Genomic DNA, 22,071 nt, shown 5'->3' on the forward strand with positions numbered 1-22,071 from the left:
CGCCTCCCTTTTACGGCACCAGGTAGCCCTTCACCCCGGTAAAAATGATCTGCGCCGCCAGGGCGCAGACAAACAGCCCCATCAGGCGGCTGACGATCTGCAGGCCCTGGTCGCCGAGGATCCGTTCGATGCGGCTGGACAGGTAAAGCACGACGCCGACGGTGAAGCTCGCCAGGGCGATGCTGATGATGGCCATGAGTTTGTCGTCCCAGTGCGGCTGGCTCACGCCCATCACCAGCAGGGCGCCGATAGTGCCGGGGCCGACGGTCAAGGGAATGGTCAGCGGGACGATGGTCACGTCCTGCTGCACGTTGTCGGTCTGCACGGCCGACTTGCCCTGAGCCATGCCCAGGGCCGAAATGAACAGCACGCTGCCGGCGCCGATACGGAACGCATCCACGGTGATGCCGAACACGCTGAAAATCACCCGTCCGAACAGATACAGCAACACGCTGGAGACCAGCGTCGCCGTTGCGACCTTCCAGGCCAGGCGGCGTTGTTCCTTGCGTGAATAGCCGCGAGTCAGGCCGATAAAGCAGGACAGAACGAAGAAGGGGCTGTAGAGCACCAGCATCTTCAGGTAAACGCTGAACAGCACATGGAGCATGGTTGAGGCTCGCGACGAATGAATTTGACGTGGAGTCTATCAGGCGTCGGGGTGTCTGTCGGCTCGTGGCAAGGGAGAGATGCAAGTACAGGGAGACGCCACTTCATTACATGTAAGGGTAAGTAGTTGAGGTCGATTATTTACGGTTACAGTTGCGCGCTTGTTGTTGTGAAATCGGTTGCGTAAGTTTGTGTCTCGGATCCATGGAGGATCTTGATTAAACAAGGAAGTATTATGAACGCTAAATATGGTTCTGTTTTAACCCTGGCTGATCGCCTTGAGCGCTTGAATGCTTATGATATTGCGCCGGAACAGTTTGAATTCTCGCCACGTATTAATGTTATCCGTTCTGCCGAGATGGCGGGCTATCCGGAAAAACCGGATCGTGCTTCAGTGGTGGGGGACGGTATCCTGGCCTTTGTTTCGGGAATGTCCGAACAAAGCCAGGCGGATATCCAGCACACTTATCTGTTTGCGTCGTTGGTGGCTAGCAAGCAATTCCCACGGGATGACCAAGGCAAGGAGTGGTATGAACTTTTCCTGGAGGTGATGCAGACTTGCGGCTGGGCGATCCTGCAGATGTACTACGACTCGGTTGCCGCCTCGGGCAAAAGTTTCACGATGGATCAACTGGTGCTGAAGATCCTGGGGTCGGCGATGACGGCAGCCGCGGTTCCCGGGCCTACGTCACTGCTGATGCTCAAGGTCGCCACTGATGCCATCGCGGCCTTGCAAACCCGTGACAGGCCGCTTCGGGTGTTCGACCAGAACATCCAGGAGTCTGGCACGGGAGGGTTTGGTGTCGCCGCCTGTCACGAGACACCCCATGGTGAAGTCATCATGGCGCTGGGGGCCGTGCGTTTCATCAAGCGCACGAACCAGACTCAAGTCCTGTTTGTTAATTGGGACAGCAGTTCGGTCGATCTGTATCGCGGTGAAAGTCATATGACCATGGTGCCGGCCATTATTAACAAAACCCGCGAATCTATTATCCAGAAACTCGGCGATCGCGCACAGAAAAAAATCGAAGCGTACGAACTCTGATCTTGTATAGCCACCTGGCGACTACAACGTAGTCGCCAACCCTGAAAAGAATGAGGTGATTGCAATGAATGATCGTTATTCGGTTTTTATTAACGCCGGTGTTGTTTTGGTCTTGCCGCGGGATATGACAGGGCAGGAAAAAAGCGATGTATTGGATTCGGTATTGTTTGCGCAGTTGGTCGCCAATAAAAAGTATCCGGCTTATGCCCAGACGCAAATATGGTATGACGAGTACCGTGACGTCTTGAAGAACGGCTGGTTGCAAAAGGCTGTGGCGTGGAACAACTTCACACTCGATGAGCAATCCAACGTCACTGCGGCACATTGGTTAGGGCATCGACTGGGAGAGTATGTTGATCGCACGGTCGCCGATGAAGTCACTCGCCTGTTGAACCGTGTCGCGCAATTGCCCGATACCCTGCCGGCCATCGAGCAGTTGCGCGACCAGACCTGCAAGCGCAAGGAGGTCGTACCATCGTCAGAGGCCGTTGGCAGGGTCTGCCTGCAAGTGATCCTGGCCGGGCAAGGCCCCTTGCTGAGCAGCGTTTCCCTGAGCTATGAGACCACGCAATCGGCTATTTCCAACCCGCTTGGGCAGTGCCTGTCTGTCGCCAATGTGGTGGGTAATCTTCAGTCCAGATGCTTCCAGGTCAACTTATCGAAAGAGCTTTACGACCCTCTTCGCGGTGCGATTGTGCAAAAGCTTGGGGATAAGCCGACGAAGCATGTCTTTGATATTTCCGGCAACGTTGAACGGGAGGGCGCGCTATGAATATTGAGCGCCTGCAGGCTGGCGAGCGCTTGTTTCACAGCCGCGATGCCACGACGGCTGCCGTCGTGGGTTCAAGCCTTTTGTCGTTCGACCAGCGGCTGTCCCCTCAGGATCGCGAAGACATCTGCCTGAGTAACCTGTACGCGCAGATGGCAACGAGGTTGGCTTATCAGGACGGTTTGGTGGGCAGCTGGTTCAGCTACTACAGGAACACGCTCAGGTACCTGGGATGGGATTCGGCGCGTTCTCTCAGGCCTGGGCAGGCGGGCGAGGGGTCAATGGCCGAGAGTATTTCCCGGCAACTATCCCAGGCCTTCGATGAACGCTTTGCGCGGCCGGCGACTGAGTCGATTGGCGCCCTGGAGCGAAATCCAAAAGCCCTTGAGGTATTCGAGCGGGCAAGCCTGCAGCATGACTCGGCGTTCTTCCAGATAACTCCCTGCCTGCCGAAATCGCCTGGGCGAATAGAAGTCGCTCTTTACCACAAGCAATTCAGCCTTCGTAAAACCGTCTCGACCTTTCTCTTTTGGCCGATCGAACAGGTTGTGCAGACCAGCCTTGAAGAAATGGCGGTCGTGACGTTCAACACGCTGCATTACGCAACATACCGGGAAAAAGTCCTGGCTGCGGTTATTGCCGAAACCACCCGCAATATTCATGCGTTGAAATGTTGAACAGGCTTCGGACGTCAGCGCACGTCGCTAGGACGAATGCGCCGCGGTCTTGTTCTGCTGATCGCGCTGGGCCACCCAGTGTTCGATCAGCTCGCGCAGTTGCGACAGCTCCACCGGCTTGGCCATGTGCCCGTCCATCCCGGCCTGACGGGCGCGCTCCTTATGCTCGGCCAGGATGTGCGCGGTGAGCGCCACCACGGGGGTGCGGGTGCGCTGGTTACCCATTTCCCAGGCTCGCAGCTGCTGGGTGGCGGAAAACCCGTCGAGGATCGGCATTTCGCAGTCCATCAAGACCAGATCGTAGCGCTGCTCCTTCATGGCCTTGAGGGCTTCCTCGCCGTTGCTGGCGGTGTCGGGTTGCAGGTTGAGCTTGCCGAGCATGCCGCGGATGACCTTGGTGGAAATGCTGTTGTCCTCGGCCACCAGGATGCGGAAATCGCTCGGCACCTTCACCGCGATGGGCGGGCCGGCGTTTACCTGCACGTTTGCCGCCTGGCCCCGGTTACGCTGGTTCAGCTCGTCCGCCAGGGTGGTCTTGAGGGTATAGCCGGCCACCGGTTTGGCGAGGATGCGCTTGACCCCGCTGTTGCGCGCCACGATCTTGCTCGGCGCGTTGCTGATGCCGGTGAGCATGATCAACAGGATGTCGTGGTTCAGGCTCGGGTCTTCCTTGATCTTGGCCGCCAGTTGCATGCCGGTCATGCCGGGCATGTTCTGGTCCAGCAACACCACGTCGAAATAATCCCGCAGATGCGCCTTGGTCCGCAGCAGCGCCAGGGCTTCCTTGCCCGAGGGCACCGCACTGACGTTCAGGCCCCAGGCACTGCACTGTTGCACCAGCACTTTGCGGCAGGTGTCGTTGTCATCGACGATCAGCACCCGTGCCCCTTGCAGCGGGCCATCGAGGTCGGACGTCGGGTGTTCGAGGCGATCTGGGTCCAGCGGCAAGGTCAGCCACAAGGTACTGCCCTGGTTGTTGCCGCTTTTGATACCGAATTCCCCGTGCATCAAGATGATCAACTGACGAGCGATGACCAGCCCCAGGTTGCCCCCCAGGCGCGTGGCCGAGAGGAAATTCTTGCTGTGCAGCTCGGCGTGCATCAGCGTGTCCCGCTCTTCGGCGTCCATCGGCGTCCCGCTGTCCTGCACGGCGATGCGCAGGCGTGGCTGATGGCTGCGCTCGTCGAGGGCCACGACGATCAGCACTTCGCCCTCGTCGGTCTTCTTCAGGGCGTTTTCCAGCAGGCTCATCAGTGCCTGGCGCAGCCGCGTCGGGTCACCGCTGATCACCCGCGGCACCTGGGGCTGGATGAAACTGATCAGCTCGACATTCTGCTGTTCGGCCTTGGCGCGGAAGATGCTCAGGCAATCCTCGATCAGGGCATTGAGGTCGAACTGCACGTCGTCCAGTTCGATCTGCCCGGATTCGAGCCGGGAAATGTCGAGGATCTCGTTGATCAGGGTCAGCAGTTCATTGCCGGCGCTGTGGATCGTCTGCACGTAGTCGCGCTGCTTGACCGACAACGGCGTGCCCAGCAGCAGCTCGGTCATGCCCAGCACGCCGTTCATCGGGGTGCGGATCTCGTGGCTGATCTTGGCCAGGAACTCGGCCTTGGCATTGATCTCGGCATTACTCGCCGCCAGGTCGCGGCTGATGCTGAACCGGCTTTCGTTGATCGAGCGCTGGCGCTCGCCCAGGGCGACACTCATCAACAGGCCACTGATACAGATGAAGATCAGCAAGGTAATGATCAAGCCCTGGGGCGGGACTTCCGTGAGCCCTTGCAGTGCCGGAAGAATGATCAGCGTGCCCAGGTTGAAGACCACCATGGCCGCGACGAACAGCCGGGCCGGGCGGTAGCCCTTTTGCCAGTGCCAGGCGCTGACGAACAGCATGCTCAGGCCGGCCAGGGCCACCAGGGCGTAGGTCATGATATTGAGTGGCAGCGTGTTGACGAACAACAGCAGCAGGCTGCACAGCATGACGAACACAATGTCCCCCAGCAGCAGTCGGTTCAACGGGTGCGGCCCCAGGGGCGCGAAGAAGCGGTAGGCGAACATCAGGCCGCAGGGCGCCGTCAGCAGCAGCGCCAGGTAGGCCCCGGGCGTCTGCACCGACGGCCAGTCGGGCAGCCAGGGCCCAGCCAGGTTCAGCAACAGCGCCAGGCTGAGCATCAACAGCCCTTCACAGGCGGCCAGCCACAGGCAACTGCGTGAACGGGTATAGGCGTAGCGGGTGAGGTTGTGCAGGATCAGCATGGCGATGCAGCCGAACAGCAGCCCGTAGACCAGCGTCTGGTTCTGATCGGCTGCCGCTGCGACGGCCGATTGCAGGGTGACGTAGGGGCGCAGTTCGTGGCGCGAGGCCAGTCGAAGGTAGACGTCCAGCGATTTATCGCTGCGCGGCAGCGGCAACATGAAGTCGCTGCTGGGCACTGCCGGTTCGGTATGCGGCGTGGCATTGCCGCTGACTTGTTGCTCGACCAGGGTATCGCCGTCCAGCACATAGAGGTTCAGGCGTGACAGGTCGGGGGCGAAGATGCGCAGGATTTGTTCGTGCCTGTCCGGGGCCAGGCGAAAACGCAGCCACAATGCACCGCCGGGCTCGGCGGCCTTGAGGCGGTCCAGGTCGATGGGGCTGAATTGATTGGTGTAGCGGGCAGAGCGGATATCACTCAGCGTCAGGTCGCCCTGTTCGTCGAGCAATACCGCCCAACCACTGCCTGGCGCGGCCTGGGCCGGGAGCATGCAGAGCAGCGTCAGCAGGGTGACGGTAAAGCCTATGGCAATCCTGAGCCAGCGCACGGCGAAATCCCTTCGTAGGTTGATGCCAGATTATAACTATGCGCGGCGCCGGAACAGTCAGGCAAGGGCCGCAGACCCTTGCCTGGCTGAATGGCTGGGTTATTCCAGATTTTCGCCACGCTCACGGGCAATGGCACGGTAGCCAATGTCCTTGCGGTAGAAACAACCTTCCCAGTCGATCTCGGCGGCAAGCTTGTAGGCTTGCTGCTGAGCTTCGTCGACACTGGCGCCCATGGCGGTGGCGCAAAGCACACGACCGCCGGCGGTGACCACTTGCCCATCCTTCAACGCGGTGCCTGCATGGAAGACTTTGCCTTCCAGCCGGGCCGCGGCGTCCAGGCCCTGGATTGCGCTACCTTTGGCGTAGTCGCCCGGGTAACCGCCGGCCGCCAATACGACACCGACGCTTGGGCGCGGATCCCATTGGGCTTCGACCTTGTCCAGGGCCTGGGCCAGCGCGGCCTCGACCAGCAGGACCAGGCTCGATTGCAGGCGCAGCATCACCGGCTGGGTCTCAGGATCGCCGAAACGGCAGTTGAATTCGATGACTTTTGGGTTACCAGCCTTGTCGATCATCAGGCCTGCGTAGAGGAAACCGGTGTAGACGTTGCCTTCCGCGGCCATGCCGCGCACGGTCGGCCAGATCACCTGGTCCATGACGCGCTGGTGCACCTGGGCGGTCACCACCGGGGCTGGGGAGTAGGCGCCCATGCCGCCGGTGTTCGGCCCGCTGTCGCCATCGCCGACACGCTTGTGGTCCTGGCTGGTGGCCATCGGCAGGACGTTCTTGCCATCGACCATGACGATAAAGCTGGCTTCCTCGCCGTCGAGGAACTCTTCGATCACCACGCGGGAACCGGCGTCACCGAAGGCATTGCCGGCGAGCATGTCGCGCACGGCGTCTTCGGCCTCGGCCAGGGTCATGGCAACGATCACGCCTTTACCGGCGGCCAGGCCGTCGGCCTTGATCACGATCGGTGCGCCTTTCTCGCGCAGGTACGCCAGGGCCGGCTCGATTTCGGTGAAGTTCTGGTAGTCGGCGGTCGGGATCTTGTGACGCGCCAGGAAGTCCTTGGTGAACGCTTTCGAGCCTTCCAGCTGTGCGGCACCGGCGGTCGGGCCAAAGCAGTCCAGGCCACGGGAGCGGAACAGGTCGACCACGCCGGCGACCAGCGGTACTTCCGGGCCGACGATGGTCAGCGAGACGTTCTTCTCGGCGAAGTCGGCCAGTTGTTCCAGGGCCAGCACGTCGATGGCGACGTTTTCGCACTTGGCTTCGATGGCGGTGCCGGCATTGCCCGGTGCCACGAAAACCTTCTGCACACGGGGATCCTGGGCCACTTTCCAGGCCAGGGCGTGTTCGCGGCCACCGCTGCCAATGATCAAAACATTCATTTCAAAAACCTCGGATGACGCTGATTCTGTTGAGCATCGCACAGATGCTTTCTGTGGGAGTGAGCTTGTGTGGGAGCTGGGCTTGTGTGGGAGCAAGGCTTGCCCGCGATAGCATCACCTCGGTTTGCCTGATGGACCGAGTTGCCTGCATCGCGGGCAAGCCTTGCTCCCACAGAGCCTTGCTCCCACACACAACCCAGCTTCCACATTGAGCGATATTAGTGACGGAAGTGGCGCATGCCAGTGAAGACCATGGCGATGCCGGCTTCATCGGCAGCGGCGATCACTTCGCTGTCACGCATCGAACCACCCGGCTGGATCACGGCGGTGATGCCGACCTTGGCCGCGTTGTCGATGCCGTCGCGGAACGGGAAGAACGCATCGGAGGCCATGACCGCGCCCTGTACCTGCAAGCCGGCGTGTTCAGCCTTGATGGCGGCGATGCGGGCCGAGTTCACGCGGCTCATCTGGCCGGCGCCGACACCGATGGTCTGGCGGTTCTTGGCGTAGACGATGGCGTTGGACTTGACGTACTTGGCGACTTTCCAGGCGAAGATCAGGTCGTTGATTTCCTGCTCGCTCGGGGCACGCTGGGTCACGACCTTGAGGTCTTCGCTGCCGATCATGCCGATGTCACGGCTCTGGACCAGCAGGCCGCCGTTGACGCGCTTGTAATCCCAGGCCGGCGCACGATCGGCCGACCATTGGCCGCAGGCCAGCAGGCGCACGTTGGCCTTGGCAGCCACGATGGCGCGGGCTTCTTCACTGACCGAAGGGGCGATGATCACTTCGACGAACTGGCGCTCGACGATGGCCTTGGCGGTCTCGGCGTCCAGCTCACGGTTGAAGGCGATGATGCCGCCGAAGGCCGACTCGGTGTCGGTTGCGTAGGCCAGTTCGTAGGCCTGGCGGATGCCGCCCTCGGCGTCCGGGCTCACGGCCACGCCGCACGGGTTGGCGTGCTTGACGATCACGCAGGCGGGCTTGACGAAGCTCTTGACGCATTCCAGCGCGGCGTCGGTGTCGGCCACATTGTTGAACGACAGTTCCTTGCCTTGCAGTTGGGTGGCGGTGGCGATGCCGACTTCGGCAGGCTTGGCTTCCACGTAGAACGCTGCGCTCTGGTGCGGGTTCTCGCCGTAGCGCATTTCCTGGGCCTTGACGAACTGGGTGTTGAAGGTGCGCGGGAACTCGCTGCGGCCTTCGGTCGACAGGGTTTCAGCAGCCTGGTTCACAGTGCCCATGTAGTTGGCGATCATTCCGTCGTAGGCGGCGGTGTGTTCGAAAGCCTTGAGCATCAGGTCGAAACGCTGGGCGTAGGTCAGGCCGCCGGCCTTGAGGTTTTCCAGCACGCTGGCGTAGTCGCTGGCGTTGACCACGATGGCCACGTCTTTATGGTTCTTGGCCGCCGAGCGGACCATGGTCGGGCCGCCGATGTCGATGTTCTCGATGGCGGTCGGCAGGTCGCAACCTGGCTTGTTGATGGTGGCTTCGAACGGGTAGAGGTTGACCGCCACCAGGTCGATCGGCTTGATGCCGTGTTCGTTCATGATGGCGTCGTCGATGCCGCGACGGCCCAGGATCCCACCGTGGATTTTCGGGTGCAGGGTCTTGACCCGACCGTCCATCATTTCCGCAAAACCGGTGTAGTCCGCGACTTCCACTGCGGCAACGCCGTTGTCCTGCAGCAGCTTGAAGGTCCCGCCGGTGGAGAGAATCTCGACGCCCAGCTGTTGCAGCTCGCGGGCGAATTCGAGGATCCCGGTCTTGTCGGAAACGCTGATCAAGGCGCGGCGGATCGGCAGGCGGGTGGTCTGGTCGGTCATTTCAATTTCCATCAAAAGCAAGGGAAGTCAGCAAAAAAGGCGACCGTTTTTTATGCGGGCGCCTTTCTGGTTTGATTGAATGCTTACAGCAGATCGTACTGCTTGAGTTTCTTGCGCAGGGTGCCGCGGTTCAGGCCCAGCAGCTCACTGGCCTTGGTCTGGTTGCCCTTGACGTAGTTCATCACGCTTTCGAGCAGCGGTGCCTCGACTTCGGAAAGCACCAGGTTGTACACATCCGTGACGGCAGCGCCCTCAAGGTGGGCGAAATAATTGTGCAGCGCCTTCTCGACACTCCCGCGAAGGGTCTGACCTTCTTCGCTGGGCGTGTTGAGGTGCTGTTTCAAATTCACGTTGTCGCTCACGGGTGTTGTTCCACTCACTAAAGTCTCGGTCATCATCGTCATGCGGCCACCCCTTCGTCCCCTGTCAGGCTCTTGTAACGCTCAGCGAAGAACGCCTGAACGTCGGCGCATTGTGCTTGCGTACCATCCAAACGATTGAAACGGGCGCGAAACTCCCTGGCGCCCGGCAGGGTTGCGAGATACCAGCCCACATGCTTGCGAGCGATGCGTACGCCCATGACCTCTCCGTAGAAGGCATGTAGCGCGGCCAGATGCTCTAGCAGAATACGTTCCACCTCGGACAACTGTGGCGCAGCGAGCTTTTCGCCGGTGCGCAGATAGTGTTCGATCTCACGAAAAATCCATGGCCGCCCCTGGGCGGCCCGACCGATCAACAGGCCATCGGCACCGGTGGCGTCCAGCACGTACCGGGCCTTCTCGGGCGAGTCAACGTCGCCGTTGGCAAACACCGGAATCGACACCGCCTGCTTGATCGCGGCGATGGTGTCGTACTCGGCTTCGCCGGTGTACAGGTCGGCACGGGTGCGGCCATGGACCGCCAACGCCGTGATGCCCGCCTGTTCGGCGATCTTCGCCACCACCAGGCCATTCTTGTTCTCCCGGTCCCACCCGGTGCGGATCTTCAGGGTCACCGGCACATCGACCGCGGCCACTACGGCCTGCAGGATCTCGGTGACCAGCGCTTCATCTTTCAACAGTGCCGAGCCGGCGGCCTTGTTGCAGACCTTTTTCGCCGGGCAGCCCATGTTGATGTCGATGATCTGCGCCCCCAACTCGACGTTCGCCCGGGCCGCCTCCGCCAGCATCTGTGCGTCGCCACCGGCGATCTGTACCGAGCGGGGCTCGGGATCACCTTCGTGGATCATGCGCAGACGCGATTTGCGGGTGTTCCACAAACTCATGTCGCTGGTGACCATTTCCGACACCACCAAGCCTGCGCCCAAACGTTTGCAAAGCTGACGAAAGGGCTGGTCGGTGACGCCCGCCATAGGGGCGAGAACCAGGCCGTTCTGCAATGTATATGGGCCGATGCGTACCGCCGACATAGGACTTCCCTGAAGTGGGGCCGGATCATGAGACTTCGAAAAAGGGTTGGCATGATACCCGCTCTCGATGACTGGATAAAGATCGAATTGGATAAAATCTGAACAGCTATTTTGTTATCGCCAGCGGTTTGGTCTGGCTGGGGTCAGTCAGAAAGCTGCCGTCAATTGGCCGACCTTGGCCGCTTTCACTCGGGGGAATGAAAGCTCAGGCTGTAGTTCACCGCCTTGGGCCCGGGGTCGAGGATATCCAGCGCGATGTGGATGGGCGTCTGTGGCGGCATTTCGCCGCGGCCCTCGAGATCGCCGCCCAGGTATTCCCCGGGCTTGAAGCGACGGCTGGCGATCAGGTGCCCGTTGAGATCGGCAAAGCGCAGCTCCAGCAACGGAAAAGGTTGGGAGAAGGGCGCACGGTTGTAGATGATCGCGTCCACTATCAGGGCGCCGCTGAACTCCGGATGGCTGCGCACCACCAGGTTGCTGCTTTTGATCTTGGCGATGTCGACCTTGGACGGTACGTCGCAGCCGATGGTCGGGCAGATTTGCAGGAACCACGGCCGGTACTGGTCCTGGCGGGCCAGTTCTTCGAAATGGTAGGCGATGTACTGGCCGCCCAGGGCAGCGGCGGCGAGCAGTATCAGCAGGGCCCACAACAGGCGTCGGCCCCAGGGTGAGCGGCGCTTGCGCCAATCCAGTTGCAGCGGGTCGTCGTCCAGGTCGTGGAGGGCCTCGGCGCGTATCCCCGGCTCCTGGCGTTCCCGTGACTTGCGCAGTGGCAGCGGTCGCTCGGGCTCATCGTCGTGGTCATCGGTAGCGGACAGCCGCTCGAGGTGTTCGTCGGGCTCGTCGTCCGGCGCGAGGTGGAGCGGGGCGGCCGGTTCGTCGTCCGGTTCCAGCGGTTCGAGGGCCAGGGACAGGGACGGTTCGGTACGCGGTGGTCGGGCCGGCTCGTGGGGCTCGAACGGTTCGAAGGGGGTATCGAGGACGGTTTCGACGTGTTCGCTCGAGGTTTCGCTGTACAGGCTGTCGGGCCAGGCTTGCTGTTCGCTGGAGTGCGAATCGCGTTGCGCGCTCAGGTTGTCTTCCCGACGCCGGCCGGCATTGCCCGGGGCGCGATTATCACGTCGCTCCAGGCGCGCCAGTTCCTTGTCCAGGTCATCCAGATCCAGCTCGGCGGCGCTCCATTGTTTCTGGCTGATCGCCCGGGGCGGGGCGTCGGCGGCCGGCTTGGCGGGTGGCGCGACAGCCGCCGTTTGCTTGGCTGTGCGTTGTTCCAGCAACTGTCGGGCGGCATTGAACACTTGCAGGCACGAGCCGCAACGAACCACCCCGCGGGCCACGCTCAATTGAGCATGGCTGACGCGAAAACGGGTGTGGCAATGCGGGCACTGGGTGACGAAGCTGTCAGTCATGCGGCAATCCGGTGAATACAGGCGGTCATTCTAGCGCCGACGTCCGGTGATGCGCACCCAGCCATCGCGATTGGCGATCGGGTCCAGGTCAAAGTCCGCGGCATAAGCGGCAGCGACTTCTTCACCCTGTTCGGCGAGGATGCCCGACAGCGCCAGGCGTCCGCCCGACTTGACCAGGCTCGATAGTTGCGGCGCCAGGGACACCAGCGGGCCGGCCAGGATATTGGCCACCAGCACGTCGGCCTGGACCTGTGGCAGGTCCTGGGGCAAGTACAGCGGGAACAGGGTTTCGGCGATGTTGTTGCGCCCGGCGTTGTCGCGGGAGGCTTCCAGGGCCTGGACATCGATGTCGGTGCCAACTGCTTCCCGGGCGCCCAGCAGGAGCGCGGCAATCGCCAGGATCCCCGAGCCACAGCCGAAATCGAGTACGTTGCAACCCTTCAGGTCCTGGCCGTCGAGCCATTCCAGGCACAGCGCGGTGGTCGGGTGGGTGCCGGTGCCGAACGCCAGGCCCGGGTCCAGCAGCAGGTTGACCGCGTCCGGCTCTGGCGCGGCATGCCAGCTCGGAACGATCCACAGGCGCTGGCCGAAACGCATCGGCTGGAAGTTGTCCATCCAGCTGCGTTCCCAATCCTGGTCCTCGATCACTTCGCTGTGATGCTCGGGCAGCGGGCTGCCGGTCAGCAGCTCGAGATGGGCCAGTACGCTGGCCGCCTCGGTGCCGCCTTCGAACAGGGCCAGCAGGTGGGTGTGGGACCACAGCGGGGTGGTATTGAGCTCCGGCTCGAAGATCGGCTGGTCTTCGGCGTCCATGAAGGTTACCGATACAGCGCCTACTTCAAGAAACGCGTCTTCGTAGGTTTCGGCTTGTTCCGGGCTGATGGCCAGGCGTACTTGCAGCCAAGGCATGGCGGGCACCTTTGAAAAAATAGAGTGTGCAGCCGATGGCTGCGAGAAGCGCGCCAGTTTACGCGAGCGCATGGGTTTTGTGGGAGTGGTGTGACCTTATGTCTACCGCTCGCTTCTTGGATGACGCTGTACTTGTGGGAGCGGGCTTGCTCGCGAAAGCGTTGGGTCAGTCAACATCAATGTCACTGGCAGATTGCATTCGCGAGCAAGCCCGCTCCCACAGGGGGATTTGTGCGGGATACAGGTACAACAAAGCCGCTCGAAAGCGGCTTTGTTGGTCTGGAGCAAAAACCGTCAGTGTTGACCGGCTAGCTTGTGTTCCAAGTAGTGGATGTTGACGCCGCCTTTGCAGAAACCTTCGTCACGAACGAGGTCGCGGTGCAGCGGGATGTTGGTCTTGATCCCGTCTACCACGATTTCGTCCAGCGCATTGCGCATGCGCGCCATGGCTTCTTCACGAGTCGCCCCGTAGGTGATCAGCTTGCCGATCAGCGAATCGTAGTTCGGCGGAACGGCATAACCGCTGTACAGGTGCGAGTCGACGCGAACGCCATTGCCGCCCGGGGCATGGAAATGCTTGACCGTGCCTGGGCTAGGCATGAAGGTTTTCGGGTCTTCGGCATTGATCCGGCATTCCAGCGAGTGACCGCGGATGACCACGTCATCCTGGGTGAACGACAACTTGTTGCCGGCGGCGATGCTGAGCATCTCCTTGACGATGTCGATGCCGGTGACCATTTCCGAAACCGGGTGCTCCACCTGAACACGGGTGTTCATTTCGATGAAGTAGAAACGACCGTTCTCGTACAGGAACTCGAAGGTACCGGCGCCGCGATAGCCGATGTCGATACAGGCCTTGACGCAACGCGCCAGGACTTCCTGGCGAGCCTGCTCGTCGATGCCCGGTGCCGGCGCTTCTTCGAGGACCTTCTGGTGACGACGTTGCAGCGAGCAATCGCGGTCGCCCAGGTGGATGGCCTGGCCCTGGCCGTCGGACAGCACCTGGACTTCGACGTGACGTGGGTTGGTCAGGAATTTTTCCAGATAGACCATCGGGTTGCCGAACGCCGCGCCTGCTTCGGAGCGGGTCAGTTTCGCCGAGGAAATCAGGTCTTCTTCCTTGTGTACCACACGCATGCCGCGACCACCGCCGCCGCCAGCGGCCTTGATGATCACCGGATAACCGACTTCGCGACCGATGCGCAAAGCGGTTTCTTCGTCTTCAGGCAGTGGGCCGTCGGAACCCGGAACGGTCGGTACGCCAGCAGCGATCATGGCGTGCTTGGCCGAAACCTTGTCGCCCATCAGGCGAATGGTGTCGGCTTTCGGGCCAATGAAGGCAAAACCGGAGTTTTCCACCTGTTCGGCGAAGTCGGCGTTTTCCGCCAGGAAACCGTAGCCCGGGTGAATGGCGGTGGCGCCGGTCACTTCGGCAGCAGCGATGATCGCCGGGATATGCAGGTAGGAGTGCGCAGCCGACGCCGGACCGATGCAGACGGATTCGTCCGCCAGGCCCAGGTGCATCAGTTCTTTGTCGGCCTTGGAGTAAACGGCGACGGTCTTGATGCCCATCTCTTTGCAGGCACGCAGAATCCGCAGGGCAATCTCACCGCGGTTAGCGATCAGGACTTTTTCCAACTTCGCAGTCATCAAAGGCTCCCCGCGGTTCAAACGATGGTGAACAGCGGTTGGTCGTACTCAACCGGCTGGCCGTCTTCGACGAGGATGGACTCGATCACACCGCTGGTTTCAGCTTCGATGTGGTTCATCATCTTCATGGCTTCGACGATGCACAGAGTGTCGCCTTTCTTCACGGTCTGGCCGACTTCAACGAAGGACGGCGAGGAGGGCGAAGACTTGCGATAGAACGTGCCCACCATTGGCGAACGAGCGACTGTGCCGTTCAACGTTGGTGCTGCCGGTGCGGCTGGCGCTGCGGCGGCAACCGGGGCTGCTGCTGGAGCAGGCGCGGCGGCCGGAGCTTGCATCGGGGCCGGTGCATAGAACTGCTGGGCCGGGGTCTTGCTGTGGCGGCTGATGCGTACGGACTCTTCGCCTTCCTTGATCTCAAGCTCGTCGATGCCGGACTCTTCCAGCAATTCGATCAATTTCTTAACTTTACGGATATCCATGAATCATCAACTCCCAAGGGTCGGTCAGGGGCGTTTAACGCTTGTTGTTCAAGCGGGTGCCTGTCTTTCAAGCTGTTCTAGGGCGGCCTCCAGGGCCAGTCGGTAACCGCTGGCGCCAAGGCCGCAGATCACTCCCACTGCTACATCGGAGAAGTAGGAGTGATGGCGGAAAGGTTCGCGTTTGTGCACGTTGGACAAGTGCACTTCGATGAATGGGATGCTCACCGCCAGCAGCGCGTCACGTAATGCGACACTTGTATGTGTAAAAGCTGCTGGATTGATCAAAATGAAATCCACGCCTTCGCCACGCGCGGCATGGATGCGGTCGATCAATTCATATTCGGCGTTGCTTTGCAGGTAGAGCAAATGATGGCCGGCGTTGCGGGCCCGCTGTTCCAGGTCCTGGTTGATCTGGGCCAGTGTCACGGCGCCGTAGACGCCCGGTTCACGGGTGCCCAGCAGGTTCAGGTTGGGTCCGTGCAGGACCAATAGGGTCGCCATCTGCTGTTCCTTGTTATCTGTGAGCAGGTATCAGAACCCGGCGACTATGCCGCAAAGCCTTAATGACTGTCCAGTTCTCGGCAATAGCCAGCACGATGACCGATGTTTGCGCGAAATTTGTGACCATGCCCCCGGATTCGGTCACCCGCGTTCGGACAACCTGCACGAGACCTTGTGGGAGCGAGCTTGCTCGCGATGACGGCGGCACATTCAACATCAATGCAAGCTGACCCACCGCTATCGCGAGCAAGCTCGCTCCCACAGGAGGTGGCGGCTGACGATGAGTGTTCACTTCTTTCGGAATCGACCCTGTGGCGAGGGAGCAAGCTCCCTCGCCACAACGATTCATCCAGTCTTTGGCGCTAGACCCGAAACGCTTGCACGGCGGTGTGCAAACGCCCGCCGAGTACCAGGAGATTGTCGCCCTGTTCCCGGCCCTGGCCGATGCGCAGCAGGTTGTCCCCGCCCAGTTGGTGAATGCGCTCGCTGTGATCGCGGATTTCGCTGACGGCACCGCTTTGTTGGGCGGTGACGTCGGCGATGCGTACTGCCGTGTCGGAGATGGTCTGGATGGCGCCGACGATCTCATCCAGCGCGCCGTCGGCCGCTTGCGCCTGGTTGGCGGTGGCTTCGGCGTGTTCGACCTGGGCGCGCATGCCGTCCACCGACTGGCGTGCGGCCAGTTGCAGGCGGGCGATCAGCGTCTGGATTTCGGCGGTGGCGCCGGCCGTGCGCTGGGCCAGGGAGCGGACTTCCTCGGCCACCACCGCAAAGCCCCGGCCCATTTCCCCGGCGCGAGCCGCTTCGATGGCCGCGTTGAGAGCCAGCAGGTTGGTCTGGTCGGCAATCGAGCGAATCACCGTCAGCACGCCCCCGATGGTTGCGGATTCCTCAGCCAGTTGTTCGATCATCTGCGCGTTGCCTTGCACTTCCCCCACCAGCGCATGCAGGCCCGTGAGGCTCAAACCGATGACTTTCTGCCCTTGCTCCACCGCTTGCCCGGCGCTGCGGCTGGCGTCGGCGGCCTGGCTGGCATCGCCGGCCACTTGCTGGATCGTCGCCTCCAGTTCGCTGAGGGAATCACGGATCAGCGCCGTGTCGCCGGCCTGATGCTCGGCCCCGCTGTGCAGCTCGCCGCTCAGCTCCGCCAGGGCCCGGCTGCTGCCGGCGACCTGTTCGGCGTTCACCCGAATGGTGCCCACCAGGTCCACCAGGTAAGCGCGCAGGCGATTGAGCGAAGCCCCGATGTCCTGCATTTCGCGGTTGCTGGCGCCCACGTGGATGTCCCGGCTGAAATCCCCCTCGGCCCAGGTCGACAGGGCTGGAGCCAGGTGCGTCAAGGTCCGGGCCAGGCGCCGCTGCAAGGTGTCGATCAGCAGCGCGATCAGCAGGATCAGGCCGATCATCACGCCCTGGATCATGCGAACCTCTCCCTGGATCTGCCCATGCTGAGCCCGGACCGCCGGTTCCAGGGTATCGATCGCCGTTTGCACATCGGCGATTTTCAGGTGCGTTGCATTGCTCAGTTCGGTGCGTTTCTGGATCAGTTCGCGGGTGCGGGTCAATTCCGCCGGATAACGGCCGAGCAGGCTGTTGAGTTCGCGCTTGAGGGCGATGCCGGCGTCTTCGGCGACGGTTTTTTCCTGGGTTTCCAGGCCCATCAGCGCGGCGAAATCATCGCTGCCCGATTCGCTGCTGACGGTGACGCCCAGCAGTGGCAGGCTGTCGAGGCGTTCGGCTTCGACACGGATGCTCGCCAGTTCCCGTTCGACATCGGCGGCCAATTCGCTACGGCCACTGCTGACCAGTTTGTCCCGCGTGAGGGACAACCGGCCCAGGTGCTGCGAAGCGGCAAACAACGGTGGCAGGTAGGCCGGGGCGCCATTGGCGTATTGGGCCAGTTGGTCGAGGCTGGCGCTCAGTTCGCGTTCGGCCTGCAGCAACAAGGCCTGTGGATCACCGGCCAGCTTGCCGGCGGCCAGCAGATCGGTCTTGCTGAAGCCCTCAAGGTTGGACAGGCTCGGACGCAGAGTCTGGGCCAACTCCGGGGGAAACTGGTCGAGATCTTTCTGCAGGGTCTCCAAGGCCTGGGTAGCCGCGCTCAGGCGCAAGGCGTCGCCGCTGGCCAGGTAGTCCTCGACGTTGCGCGCCACGTCGCCCTGGAACTGCCGCGACAGGCCCAGGTAGCGCTCCATCAGCAAGTAAGGCCGTTCCAGGGCGATCTGCGACCACCACAGGGTAGCCCCAAGGCCCAGGCACACGGCGACTAAAAGGAGGGTGTTGAGATTGGTCAGCAGCTTCAGGCGCATCAAAGGTCTACCAGGGGCAGAATCGTAAGTGCCTGAATTTATTGCGCTTGAGTTACAGGTTTATGACTGAATCAGTCGATTCCGATGAAAAGGTGGCACTTTGCTTTGATTGCCGGGCGCTCTGTACCCGGTTGCGCCCGGCGTGCTTGGCGCGGTACAGCGCTTCGTCCGCCTGACTGGCCATCATCAGGCTGTCGGAATCATCGCTCATCTCCACCACGCCAGCGCTGAAGGTGCACCACAAATCATGGGGCTGGGCCGGGTAGTGGATTTCAGCAAAGCGCTGGCGAATCTCGTCCAGCACCTTGCAGGCGGCGTCGATGTCGGTGTCGGGCATGACGATGGCGAACTCTTCGCCGCCGTAACGGCCGATGAAGTCGGTCTTGCGCAGGCGTTGCTTGAGAAACAGCGCCAGGCTCTTGATCACCCGGTCGCCCATGGGATGGCCGTGGCTGTCATTGACCCGTTTGAAGTGGTCGATGTCGAGCATGGCAAAGCTAAGGGGCTTGCCTTCGCGACGGGCGCGGAAGCTGCAATCCTCGAGCAGTTGCAGGATATGGGTGTGGTTGTACAGGCCGGTGAGGCTGTCGCGCACCATCCGCGCCTTGAGGTTGCGCGCCCGGGCGGCACGGTTGCGCACGGTGGTGATCAAGTGCCGGGGCTTGATCGGCTTGGTCAGGAAATCGTCGCCGCCTTCGCTCATGGCATCGAGTTGCTTGTCCAAGTCGTCTTCGGCGGACAGGTAGATGATCGGCACGCTGACGTAGCGGTCATTGTGACGGATCACTTTGGCCAGCTCCGTGCCGGTGCAGGCTGGCATGTACATGTCGAGGATGATCAGGTCGGGCTGGAAATCCGCCAGCTCGGCCATGGCCTGGATCGGCTCGATCAGCGTGCGGGTGATGATGCCGGCGCTGTTGAGCAGGCGTTCGGTGTGCAAGGCCTGGGCGCGGGAGTCATCGATGATCAGCACTTTGTAGGGGTCGTACTGGGCGACGCAGGTCAGCACTTCGATCTTTTCCAGCAGGCTCGAGGCTTCGAGAGTGCCGGTGAGGAATTCCTGTCCGCCGGCGCGTACCGCGGCCAGGCGTGTCGGGGTGTCGGTTTCCAGCAAGCTGAAGAACAGCAGCGGCAACGGTTGTTCCAGGCCTTCCTGGGCTTCGGCGGCCAGTTTCAGGCCGGTGCCCGGGCCGCTGAAGTCCACGTCCATGACAATCGCCGCCGGTAGGCGCTCAACCATCGAGGCCCGGAACGCCGCGACACTGTCCAGCGCCTGGGCGCTGAGGCCGAAGAACTCCAATTGCTTGGCCAGGCGTTCGGCGCGGTCATGGTCCTGCAGCATCACGTAGATGGGTTTGCGCAGCGGCGGCAGGAAAGTTTGTTCGAGCTGGTCGCCATGGCGCAGGCCGGTGCGCGACAAGCGCTGCATCAGGCGGTTGATTTCGGTGATCAGGTGGCTGCTCAGGCGCCCGCGATTGGCGTCCACCGCTTGCAGCGACTGGCTGATGCCTTGGGCCAGCAGGGAATGCTCGGGCTGTTCGAAGCGCTCGGCGAAGCGCAGCAGGCGCAGATTGGCCTCGCTGAGCTCCGACAGGTCGGTGCTTGACCACTCACTGCGTTGCAGGCGCTGCCAAATCTCCAGGATCTGACGAGCCTGATGAATTACCCGCTGGGCAAAGTGGTGCTTGAGGCGCTCACGGCTGGGGTCTTCTGGCTCGGTCATATCCTGACTACTAGTTAGGGTGCATGCTGAGATCGACTGGTGGCTCTATGCTAGCACCTCTTTTCCTCCGCATGAGTGTCATACGTCAATATTCTGTCCAGTCGCCCAATTCAGTTTGTGACTGGACAGTCTCGTAGGCCGATGGCAACGCTTCCTTTATAGTGCTGTTCGATTGCCCTGTCGCGCCCGGCATGATTGGCGCCGCATTATCGCGTTTCAAATCAGGCACGATGGCGTAGGGTTGTGGTCGAACCGAGAACTCAAGTGATTGAAGGGATATCGCCATGCTGGACTGGAAAAACCGCGCGGGCAGCGCGCCTGAACGTGCCGCCGAGCCGAAATCGGACACCCGCAGCTACCTGGGTGGGCTTTTTTTCAGCCGCGCACTGGCCACGCTGATTGGTCTTTACCTGCTGGTGACCATTGCCCTCGGCTGGTACTGGAGCCAGGAGCCCGCGTTGTTCCCCCGTGCAGCAGAACGCCCAGGCCGCGGCCGAGAAGGATGGCCGGCAAATGGTGGTGGGCTACACCACCGTCGAGACGCTCAAGACCGTGGCCGGAACCTTGCTGACCAAGCAGGGTGGCTACATTTCCAACGACCGCTTCCCGCCGGGCCTGTGGATGGACAACATGCCGAGCTGGGAGTACGGCGTGCTGGTGCAAGTCCGCGACCTGAGCCGCGCCCTGCGCAAGGACTTCGCCCGTTCCCAGTCCCAGTCCGCCGAGGATGCCGACCTGGCCAAGGCCGAGCCGCGTTTCAACTTCGACAACCGCAGTTGGGTGCTGCCTTCCAGCGAATCCGAATACCAGGAAGGCATCAATTCCCTGAGCCGCTACCAGGCGCGGCTGTCCGACCCGAGCCAGAAAAGCGCACTGTTCTACGCCCGCGCCGACAACCTGAACAACTGGCTGGGGGACGTCGGCACGCGCTTGGGTTCGTTGTCCCAGCGCCTGTCGGCCAGCGTTGGCCGGGTCAAGCTCAACACCTCGCTGAAAACCGAAGTCCCGGCGCCGGGTCAGGTGCCGCAGGTGGACGAAGAGGTGGTCGAGACCCCGTGGCTGCAGATCGACAACGTGTTCTATGAAGCCCGCGGCCAGGCCTGGGCGTTGTCGCACCTGCTGCGCGCCATCGAGGTGGACTTCGCCGATGTGCTGGCGAAAAAGAACGCCACGGTCAGCGTGCGGCAGATCATTCGTGAGCTGGAAGCGTCCCAGGAACCGGTCTGGAGCCCGATGATCCTCAACGGCAGCGGCTTCGGTGTGTTGGCGAACCACTCGCTGGTCATGGCCAACTACATTTCCCGGGCCAACGCAGCGGTCATCGACTTGCGGCAACTGCTGAACCAAGGCTGATCCATGAGCGAAAGCCCCCGGGAGGTCGCTCACCGAGTGGCCTCGGATGCCGAGCTGATCGCGTGGGTCGACGAGCACGACAACCTGCTCGGCAGCCTGGTGCGTTCGGAGTTGCGCGAGCGCGGCCTGATCGGACGCGGCACCTACATCATGCTGTTCAATTCGGCCGGTGAACTGTGCGTTCACCGGCGCACCCTGAGCAAAGCCATCTACCCGGGTTTCTGGGACGTGGCGGCGGGTGGCATGGTCCAGGCCGACGAGACCTACGCCGAGTCGGCCGCCCGTGAGCTGGCTGAGGAACTGGGCGTGAGCGGCGTGGAGCTGACCGCCCACGACCATTTTTATTTCGAAGACCCCGGTAGTCGCCTGTGGTGCTCGGCGTTTTCGGCGGTGTGGGACGGCCCGTTGGTCCTGCAACCTGAAGAAGTCCTCGAAGCGCGTTTCCTGCCGCTTGAACAGGTGCTCGATGAAATCCAGCGCATGCCTTACTGCCCGGACTCCCTGGCGGCACTTGAACGCTATTTGCGCATCCACGGTAGCGACGTCGCAAAGAAGCTATAAATTGGCGCTGATTGGCCCTTAGCAAGTCGGCTTTTTGCCGTTACACTGCGCGACTTTTCAAGCTGAACCGCCTCTGCGGTCCAGTAGCGCTGCCCCTGCCTGAGTGGGGTTTCGCGGTCGAGGCACGTTCTCCCCTCGACCAGTCTTTGTCCTCCCAAGAGGATTGCCGGTGGCCAAAAAAGCCGCATCCTTCGCCGCCCTGGGCGGCCTGGTATTTTCTACCGACGCCGGTCGTCATTGCCCTGATTGCCGTCAACCGGTGGATGCCTGCATCTGCAAACAGACCGCCATCCCGGAAGGTGACGGCATCGCCCGTGTGCGCCGTGAAAGCAAAGGTCGCGGCGGCAAGACGGTGACCACGATCACCGGCGTGCCGTTGGCCGAAGACGCGCTCAAGGAACTGGCCACCACGTTGAAGAAGCGCTGTGGCACCGGTGGCGCGTTGAAAGACGGCATCATCGAGATCCAGGGCGATCACGTCGAGCTGCTGTTGGCGGAACTGGTCAAGCACGGCTTCAAGGCAAAGAAATCCGGCGGCTAGCAGCTTCTGTGAAAACCACCCTCGGCTGGACCCGAACCCTGCGTTCGAGGTCGCCCGCATGGTTTTCACAGAGCCTGTTCTGAACGGGCTTCTAAACTCATC

At 61.7% G+C, this 22,071-nt stretch carries 19 protein-coding genes and 1 pseudogene; 6 read left to right on the forward strand and 14 right to left on the reverse strand.

Features of this window, described 5'->3' with window-relative positions; genetic code table 11:
• Nucleotides 1–10 precede the first annotated feature (10 nt).
• Nucleotides 11–607, reverse strand: a complete 597-nt coding sequence (locus PSH84_RS07865) for a MarC family protein (RefSeq protein WP_003186248.1) — start codon at nucleotides 605–607, stop codon at nucleotides 11–13.
• A 234-nt stretch (nucleotides 608–841) separates the two neighbouring features.
• Here PSH84_RS07865 and PSH84_RS07870 point away from each other — a divergent pair, with 234 nt between their 5' ends.
• The 3 genes from PSH84_RS07870 to PSH84_RS07880 all read left to right on the forward strand — a co-directional run bounded on the left by PSH84_RS07870 (nucleotide 842) and on the right by PSH84_RS07880 (nucleotide 3,097).
• Entirely contained in the window at nucleotides 842–1,651 is an 810-nt protein-coding gene (locus tag PSH84_RS07870; RefSeq protein WP_305482523.1) for a hypothetical protein, read from the forward strand.
• A 64-nt stretch (nucleotides 1,652–1,715) separates the two neighbouring features.
• The gene (locus PSH84_RS07875) at nucleotides 1,716–2,423 is read left to right on the forward strand and encodes a hypothetical protein (RefSeq protein WP_122567242.1); all 708 of its coding nucleotides are present in this window, start codon (nucleotides 1,716–1,718) and stop codon (nucleotides 2,421–2,423) included.
• Entirely contained in the window at nucleotides 2,420–3,097 is a 678-nt protein-coding gene (locus PSH84_RS07880) for a hypothetical protein (protein ID WP_305482525.1), read from the forward strand. Before PSH84_RS07875 ends, PSH84_RS07880 begins: the two co-directional genes overlap by 4 nt.
• Before the next feature lie 27 nt (nucleotides 3,098–3,124).
• Here PSH84_RS07880 and PSH84_RS07885 read toward each other — a convergent pair whose 3' ends face one another.
• From PSH84_RS07885 to PSH84_RS07945, 13 genes are all read right to left on the reverse strand, one after another.
• The gene (locus tag PSH84_RS07885; protein WP_305482526.1) at nucleotides 3,125–5,902 is read right to left on the reverse strand and encodes a hybrid sensor histidine kinase/response regulator; all 2,778 of its coding nucleotides are present in this window, start codon (nucleotides 5,900–5,902) and stop codon (nucleotides 3,125–3,127) included.
• A gap of 99 nt (nucleotides 5,903–6,001) precedes the next feature.
• Nucleotides 6,002–7,297, reverse strand: a complete 1,296-nt coding sequence (gene purD, locus PSH84_RS07890; protein ID WP_122567239.1) for a phosphoribosylamine--glycine ligase — start codon at nucleotides 7,295–7,297, stop codon at nucleotides 6,002–6,004.
• A gap of 218 nt (nucleotides 7,298–7,515) precedes the next feature.
• Complete coding sequence (gene purH, locus PSH84_RS07895; RefSeq protein ID WP_305469541.1) at nucleotides 7,516–9,123, reverse strand: bifunctional phosphoribosylaminoimidazolecarboxamide formyltransferase/IMP cyclohydrolase; 1,608 nt, start codon at nucleotides 9,121–9,123, stop codon at nucleotides 7,516–7,518.
• An 83-nt stretch (nucleotides 9,124–9,206) separates the two neighbouring features.
• Nucleotides 9,207–9,527, reverse strand: coding sequence for a DNA-binding transcriptional regulator Fis (gene fis, locus PSH84_RS07900; RefSeq protein WP_003186237.1), 321 nt, complete (start codon nucleotides 9,525–9,527; stop codon nucleotides 9,207–9,209).
• Nucleotides 9,524–10,531, reverse strand: coding sequence for a tRNA dihydrouridine synthase DusB (gene dusB / locus PSH84_RS07905; RefSeq protein WP_058544597.1), 1,008 nt, complete (start codon nucleotides 10,529–10,531; stop codon nucleotides 9,524–9,526). The genes fis and dusB overlap by 4 nt, the downstream gene beginning before the upstream one ends.
• A gap of 185 nt (nucleotides 10,532–10,716) precedes the next feature.
• A complete protein-coding gene (locus tag PSH84_RS07910) occupies nucleotides 10,717–11,940 on the reverse strand; it encodes a DUF3426 domain-containing protein (protein ID WP_122567237.1) in 1,224 nt (407 codons plus the stop codon).
• Between the two features lie 30 nt (nucleotides 11,941–11,970).
• Nucleotides 11,971–12,849 (reverse strand): 50S ribosomal protein L11 methyltransferase, encoded by an 879-nt coding sequence (gene prmA, locus PSH84_RS07915; RefSeq protein ID WP_122567236.1) that lies wholly within the window; start codon nucleotides 12,847–12,849, stop codon nucleotides 11,971–11,973.
• A gap of 294 nt (nucleotides 12,850–13,143) precedes the next feature.
• On the reverse strand, nucleotides 13,144–14,499 hold the full coding sequence (gene accC, locus PSH84_RS07920; RefSeq protein ID WP_122567235.1) for an acetyl-CoA carboxylase biotin carboxylase subunit: 1,356 nt from the start codon (nucleotides 14,497–14,499) through the stop codon (nucleotides 13,144–13,146).
• Nucleotides 14,500–14,516: 17 nt separating this feature from the next.
• Complete coding sequence (gene accB, locus PSH84_RS07925; protein ID WP_053118072.1) at nucleotides 14,517–14,981, reverse strand: acetyl-CoA carboxylase biotin carboxyl carrier protein; 465 nt, start codon at nucleotides 14,979–14,981, stop codon at nucleotides 14,517–14,519.
• 48 nt (nucleotides 14,982–15,029) lie between these two features.
• Nucleotides 15,030–15,482 carry a type II 3-dehydroquinate dehydratase gene (gene aroQ / locus PSH84_RS07930; protein ID WP_122567234.1) on the reverse strand — a complete coding sequence of 151 codons (453 nt, stop codon included), beginning with the start codon at nucleotides 15,480–15,482 and terminating at the stop codon, nucleotides 15,030–15,032.
• Between the two features lie 362 nt (nucleotides 15,483–15,844).
• Complete coding sequence (locus tag PSH84_RS07935) at nucleotides 15,845–17,791, reverse strand: methyl-accepting chemotaxis protein (protein WP_305469546.1); 1,947 nt, start codon at nucleotides 17,789–17,791, stop codon at nucleotides 15,845–15,847.
• Between the two features lie 52 nt (nucleotides 17,792–17,843).
• On the reverse strand, nucleotides 17,844–19,514 hold the full coding sequence (locus tag PSH84_RS07940) for a GGDEF domain-containing response regulator (protein ID WP_192263661.1): 1,671 nt from the start codon (nucleotides 19,512–19,514) through the stop codon (nucleotides 17,844–17,846).
• Nucleotides 19,515–19,599: 85 nt separating this feature from the next.
• Nucleotides 19,600–19,863, reverse strand: a complete 264-nt coding sequence (locus PSH84_RS07945; protein ID WP_305483209.1) for a hypothetical protein — start codon at nucleotides 19,861–19,863, stop codon at nucleotides 19,600–19,602.
• On the opposite strand from PSH84_RS07945, the pseudogene PSH84_RS07950 reads away from it, so the two are divergent.
• The 3 genes and pseudogenes from PSH84_RS07950 (at nucleotide 19,799) to PSH84_RS07960 (ending at nucleotide 21,969) form a co-directional block, all read left to right on the forward strand.
• Nucleotides 19,799–20,867 (forward strand): annotated as a pseudogene (locus PSH84_RS07950) (DUF2333 family protein). The gene PSH84_RS07945 and the pseudogene PSH84_RS07950 overlap by 65 nt on opposite strands.
• Nucleotides 20,868–20,870: 3 nt before the next feature.
• Nucleotides 20,871–21,428, forward strand: coding sequence for an NUDIX hydrolase (locus PSH84_RS07955; RefSeq protein WP_305482532.1), 558 nt, complete (start codon nucleotides 20,871–20,873; stop codon nucleotides 21,426–21,428).
• 169 nt (nucleotides 21,429–21,597) lie between these two features.
• Nucleotides 21,598–21,969 (forward strand): translation initiation factor Sui1, encoded by a 372-nt coding sequence (locus PSH84_RS07960; protein ID WP_058543875.1) that lies wholly within the window; start codon nucleotides 21,598–21,600, stop codon nucleotides 21,967–21,969.
• The last annotated feature ends 102 nt before the right edge of the window (nucleotides 21,970–22,071 follow it).

Origin of the sequence: Pseudomonas beijingensis, assembly GCF_030687295.1 — a bacterium.
In the GTDB taxonomy this organism is placed as follows: Bacteria; Pseudomonadota; Gammaproteobacteria; order Pseudomonadales; family Pseudomonadaceae; genus Aquipseudomonas; species Aquipseudomonas beijingensis.

What these genes read in the sequence shown, in the direction of transcription:
- PSH84_RS07865 (WP_003186248.1), bottom strand. Translation starts at nt 607, where the DNA reads ATGCTCCATGTGCTGTTCAGCGTTTACCTGAAGATGCTGGTGCTCTAC.
- PSH84_RS07870 (WP_305482523.1), top strand. Translation starts at nt 842, where the DNA reads ATGAACGCTAAATATGGTTCTGTTTTAACCCTGGCTGATCGCCTTGAG.
- PSH84_RS07875 (WP_122567242.1), top strand. Translation starts at nt 1,716, where the DNA reads ATGAATGATCGTTATTCGGTTTTTATTAACGCCGGTGTTGTTTTGGTC.
- PSH84_RS07880 (WP_305482525.1), top strand. Translation starts at nt 2,420, where the DNA reads ATGAATATTGAGCGCCTGCAGGCTGGCGAGCGCTTGTTTCACAGCCGC.
- purD (WP_122567239.1), bottom strand. Translation starts at nt 7,297, where the DNA reads ATGAATGTTTTGATCATTGGCAGCGGTGGCCGCGAACACGCCCTGGCC.
- purH (WP_305469541.1), bottom strand. Translation starts at nt 9,123, where the DNA reads ATGACCGACCAGACCACCCGCCTGCCGATCCGCCGCGCCTTGATCAGC.
- fis (WP_003186237.1), bottom strand. Translation starts at nt 9,527, where the DNA reads ATGACGATGATGACCGAGACTTTAGTGAGTGGAACAACACCCGTGAGC.
- dusB (WP_058544597.1), bottom strand. Translation starts at nt 10,531, where the DNA reads ATGTCGGCGGTACGCATCGGCCCATATACATTGCAGAACGGCCTGGTT.
- PSH84_RS07910 (WP_122567237.1), bottom strand. Translation starts at nt 11,940, where the DNA reads ATGACTGACAGCTTCGTCACCCAGTGCCCGCATTGCCACACCCGTTTT.
- prmA (WP_122567236.1), bottom strand. Translation starts at nt 12,849, where the DNA reads ATGCCTTGGCTGCAAGTACGCCTGGCCATCAGCCCGGAACAAGCCGAA.
- accC (WP_122567235.1), bottom strand. Translation starts at nt 14,499, where the DNA reads ATGACTGCGAAGTTGGAAAAAGTCCTGATCGCTAACCGCGGTGAGATT.
- accB (WP_053118072.1), bottom strand. Translation starts at nt 14,981, where the DNA reads ATGGATATCCGTAAAGTTAAGAAATTGATCGAATTGCTGGAAGAGTCC.
- aroQ (WP_122567234.1), bottom strand. Translation starts at nt 15,482, where the DNA reads ATGGCGACCCTATTGGTCCTGCACGGACCCAACCTGAACCTGCTGGGC.
- PSH84_RS07935 (WP_305469546.1), bottom strand. Translation starts at nt 17,791, where the DNA reads ATGCGCCTGAAGCTGCTGACCAATCTCAACACCCTCCTTTTAGTCGCC.
- PSH84_RS07940 (WP_192263661.1), bottom strand. Translation starts at nt 19,514, where the DNA reads ATGACCGAGCCAGAAGACCCCAGCCGTGAGCGCCTCAAGCACCACTTT.
- PSH84_RS07955 (WP_305482532.1), top strand. Translation starts at nt 20,871, where the DNA reads ATGAGCGAAAGCCCCCGGGAGGTCGCTCACCGAGTGGCCTCGGATGCC.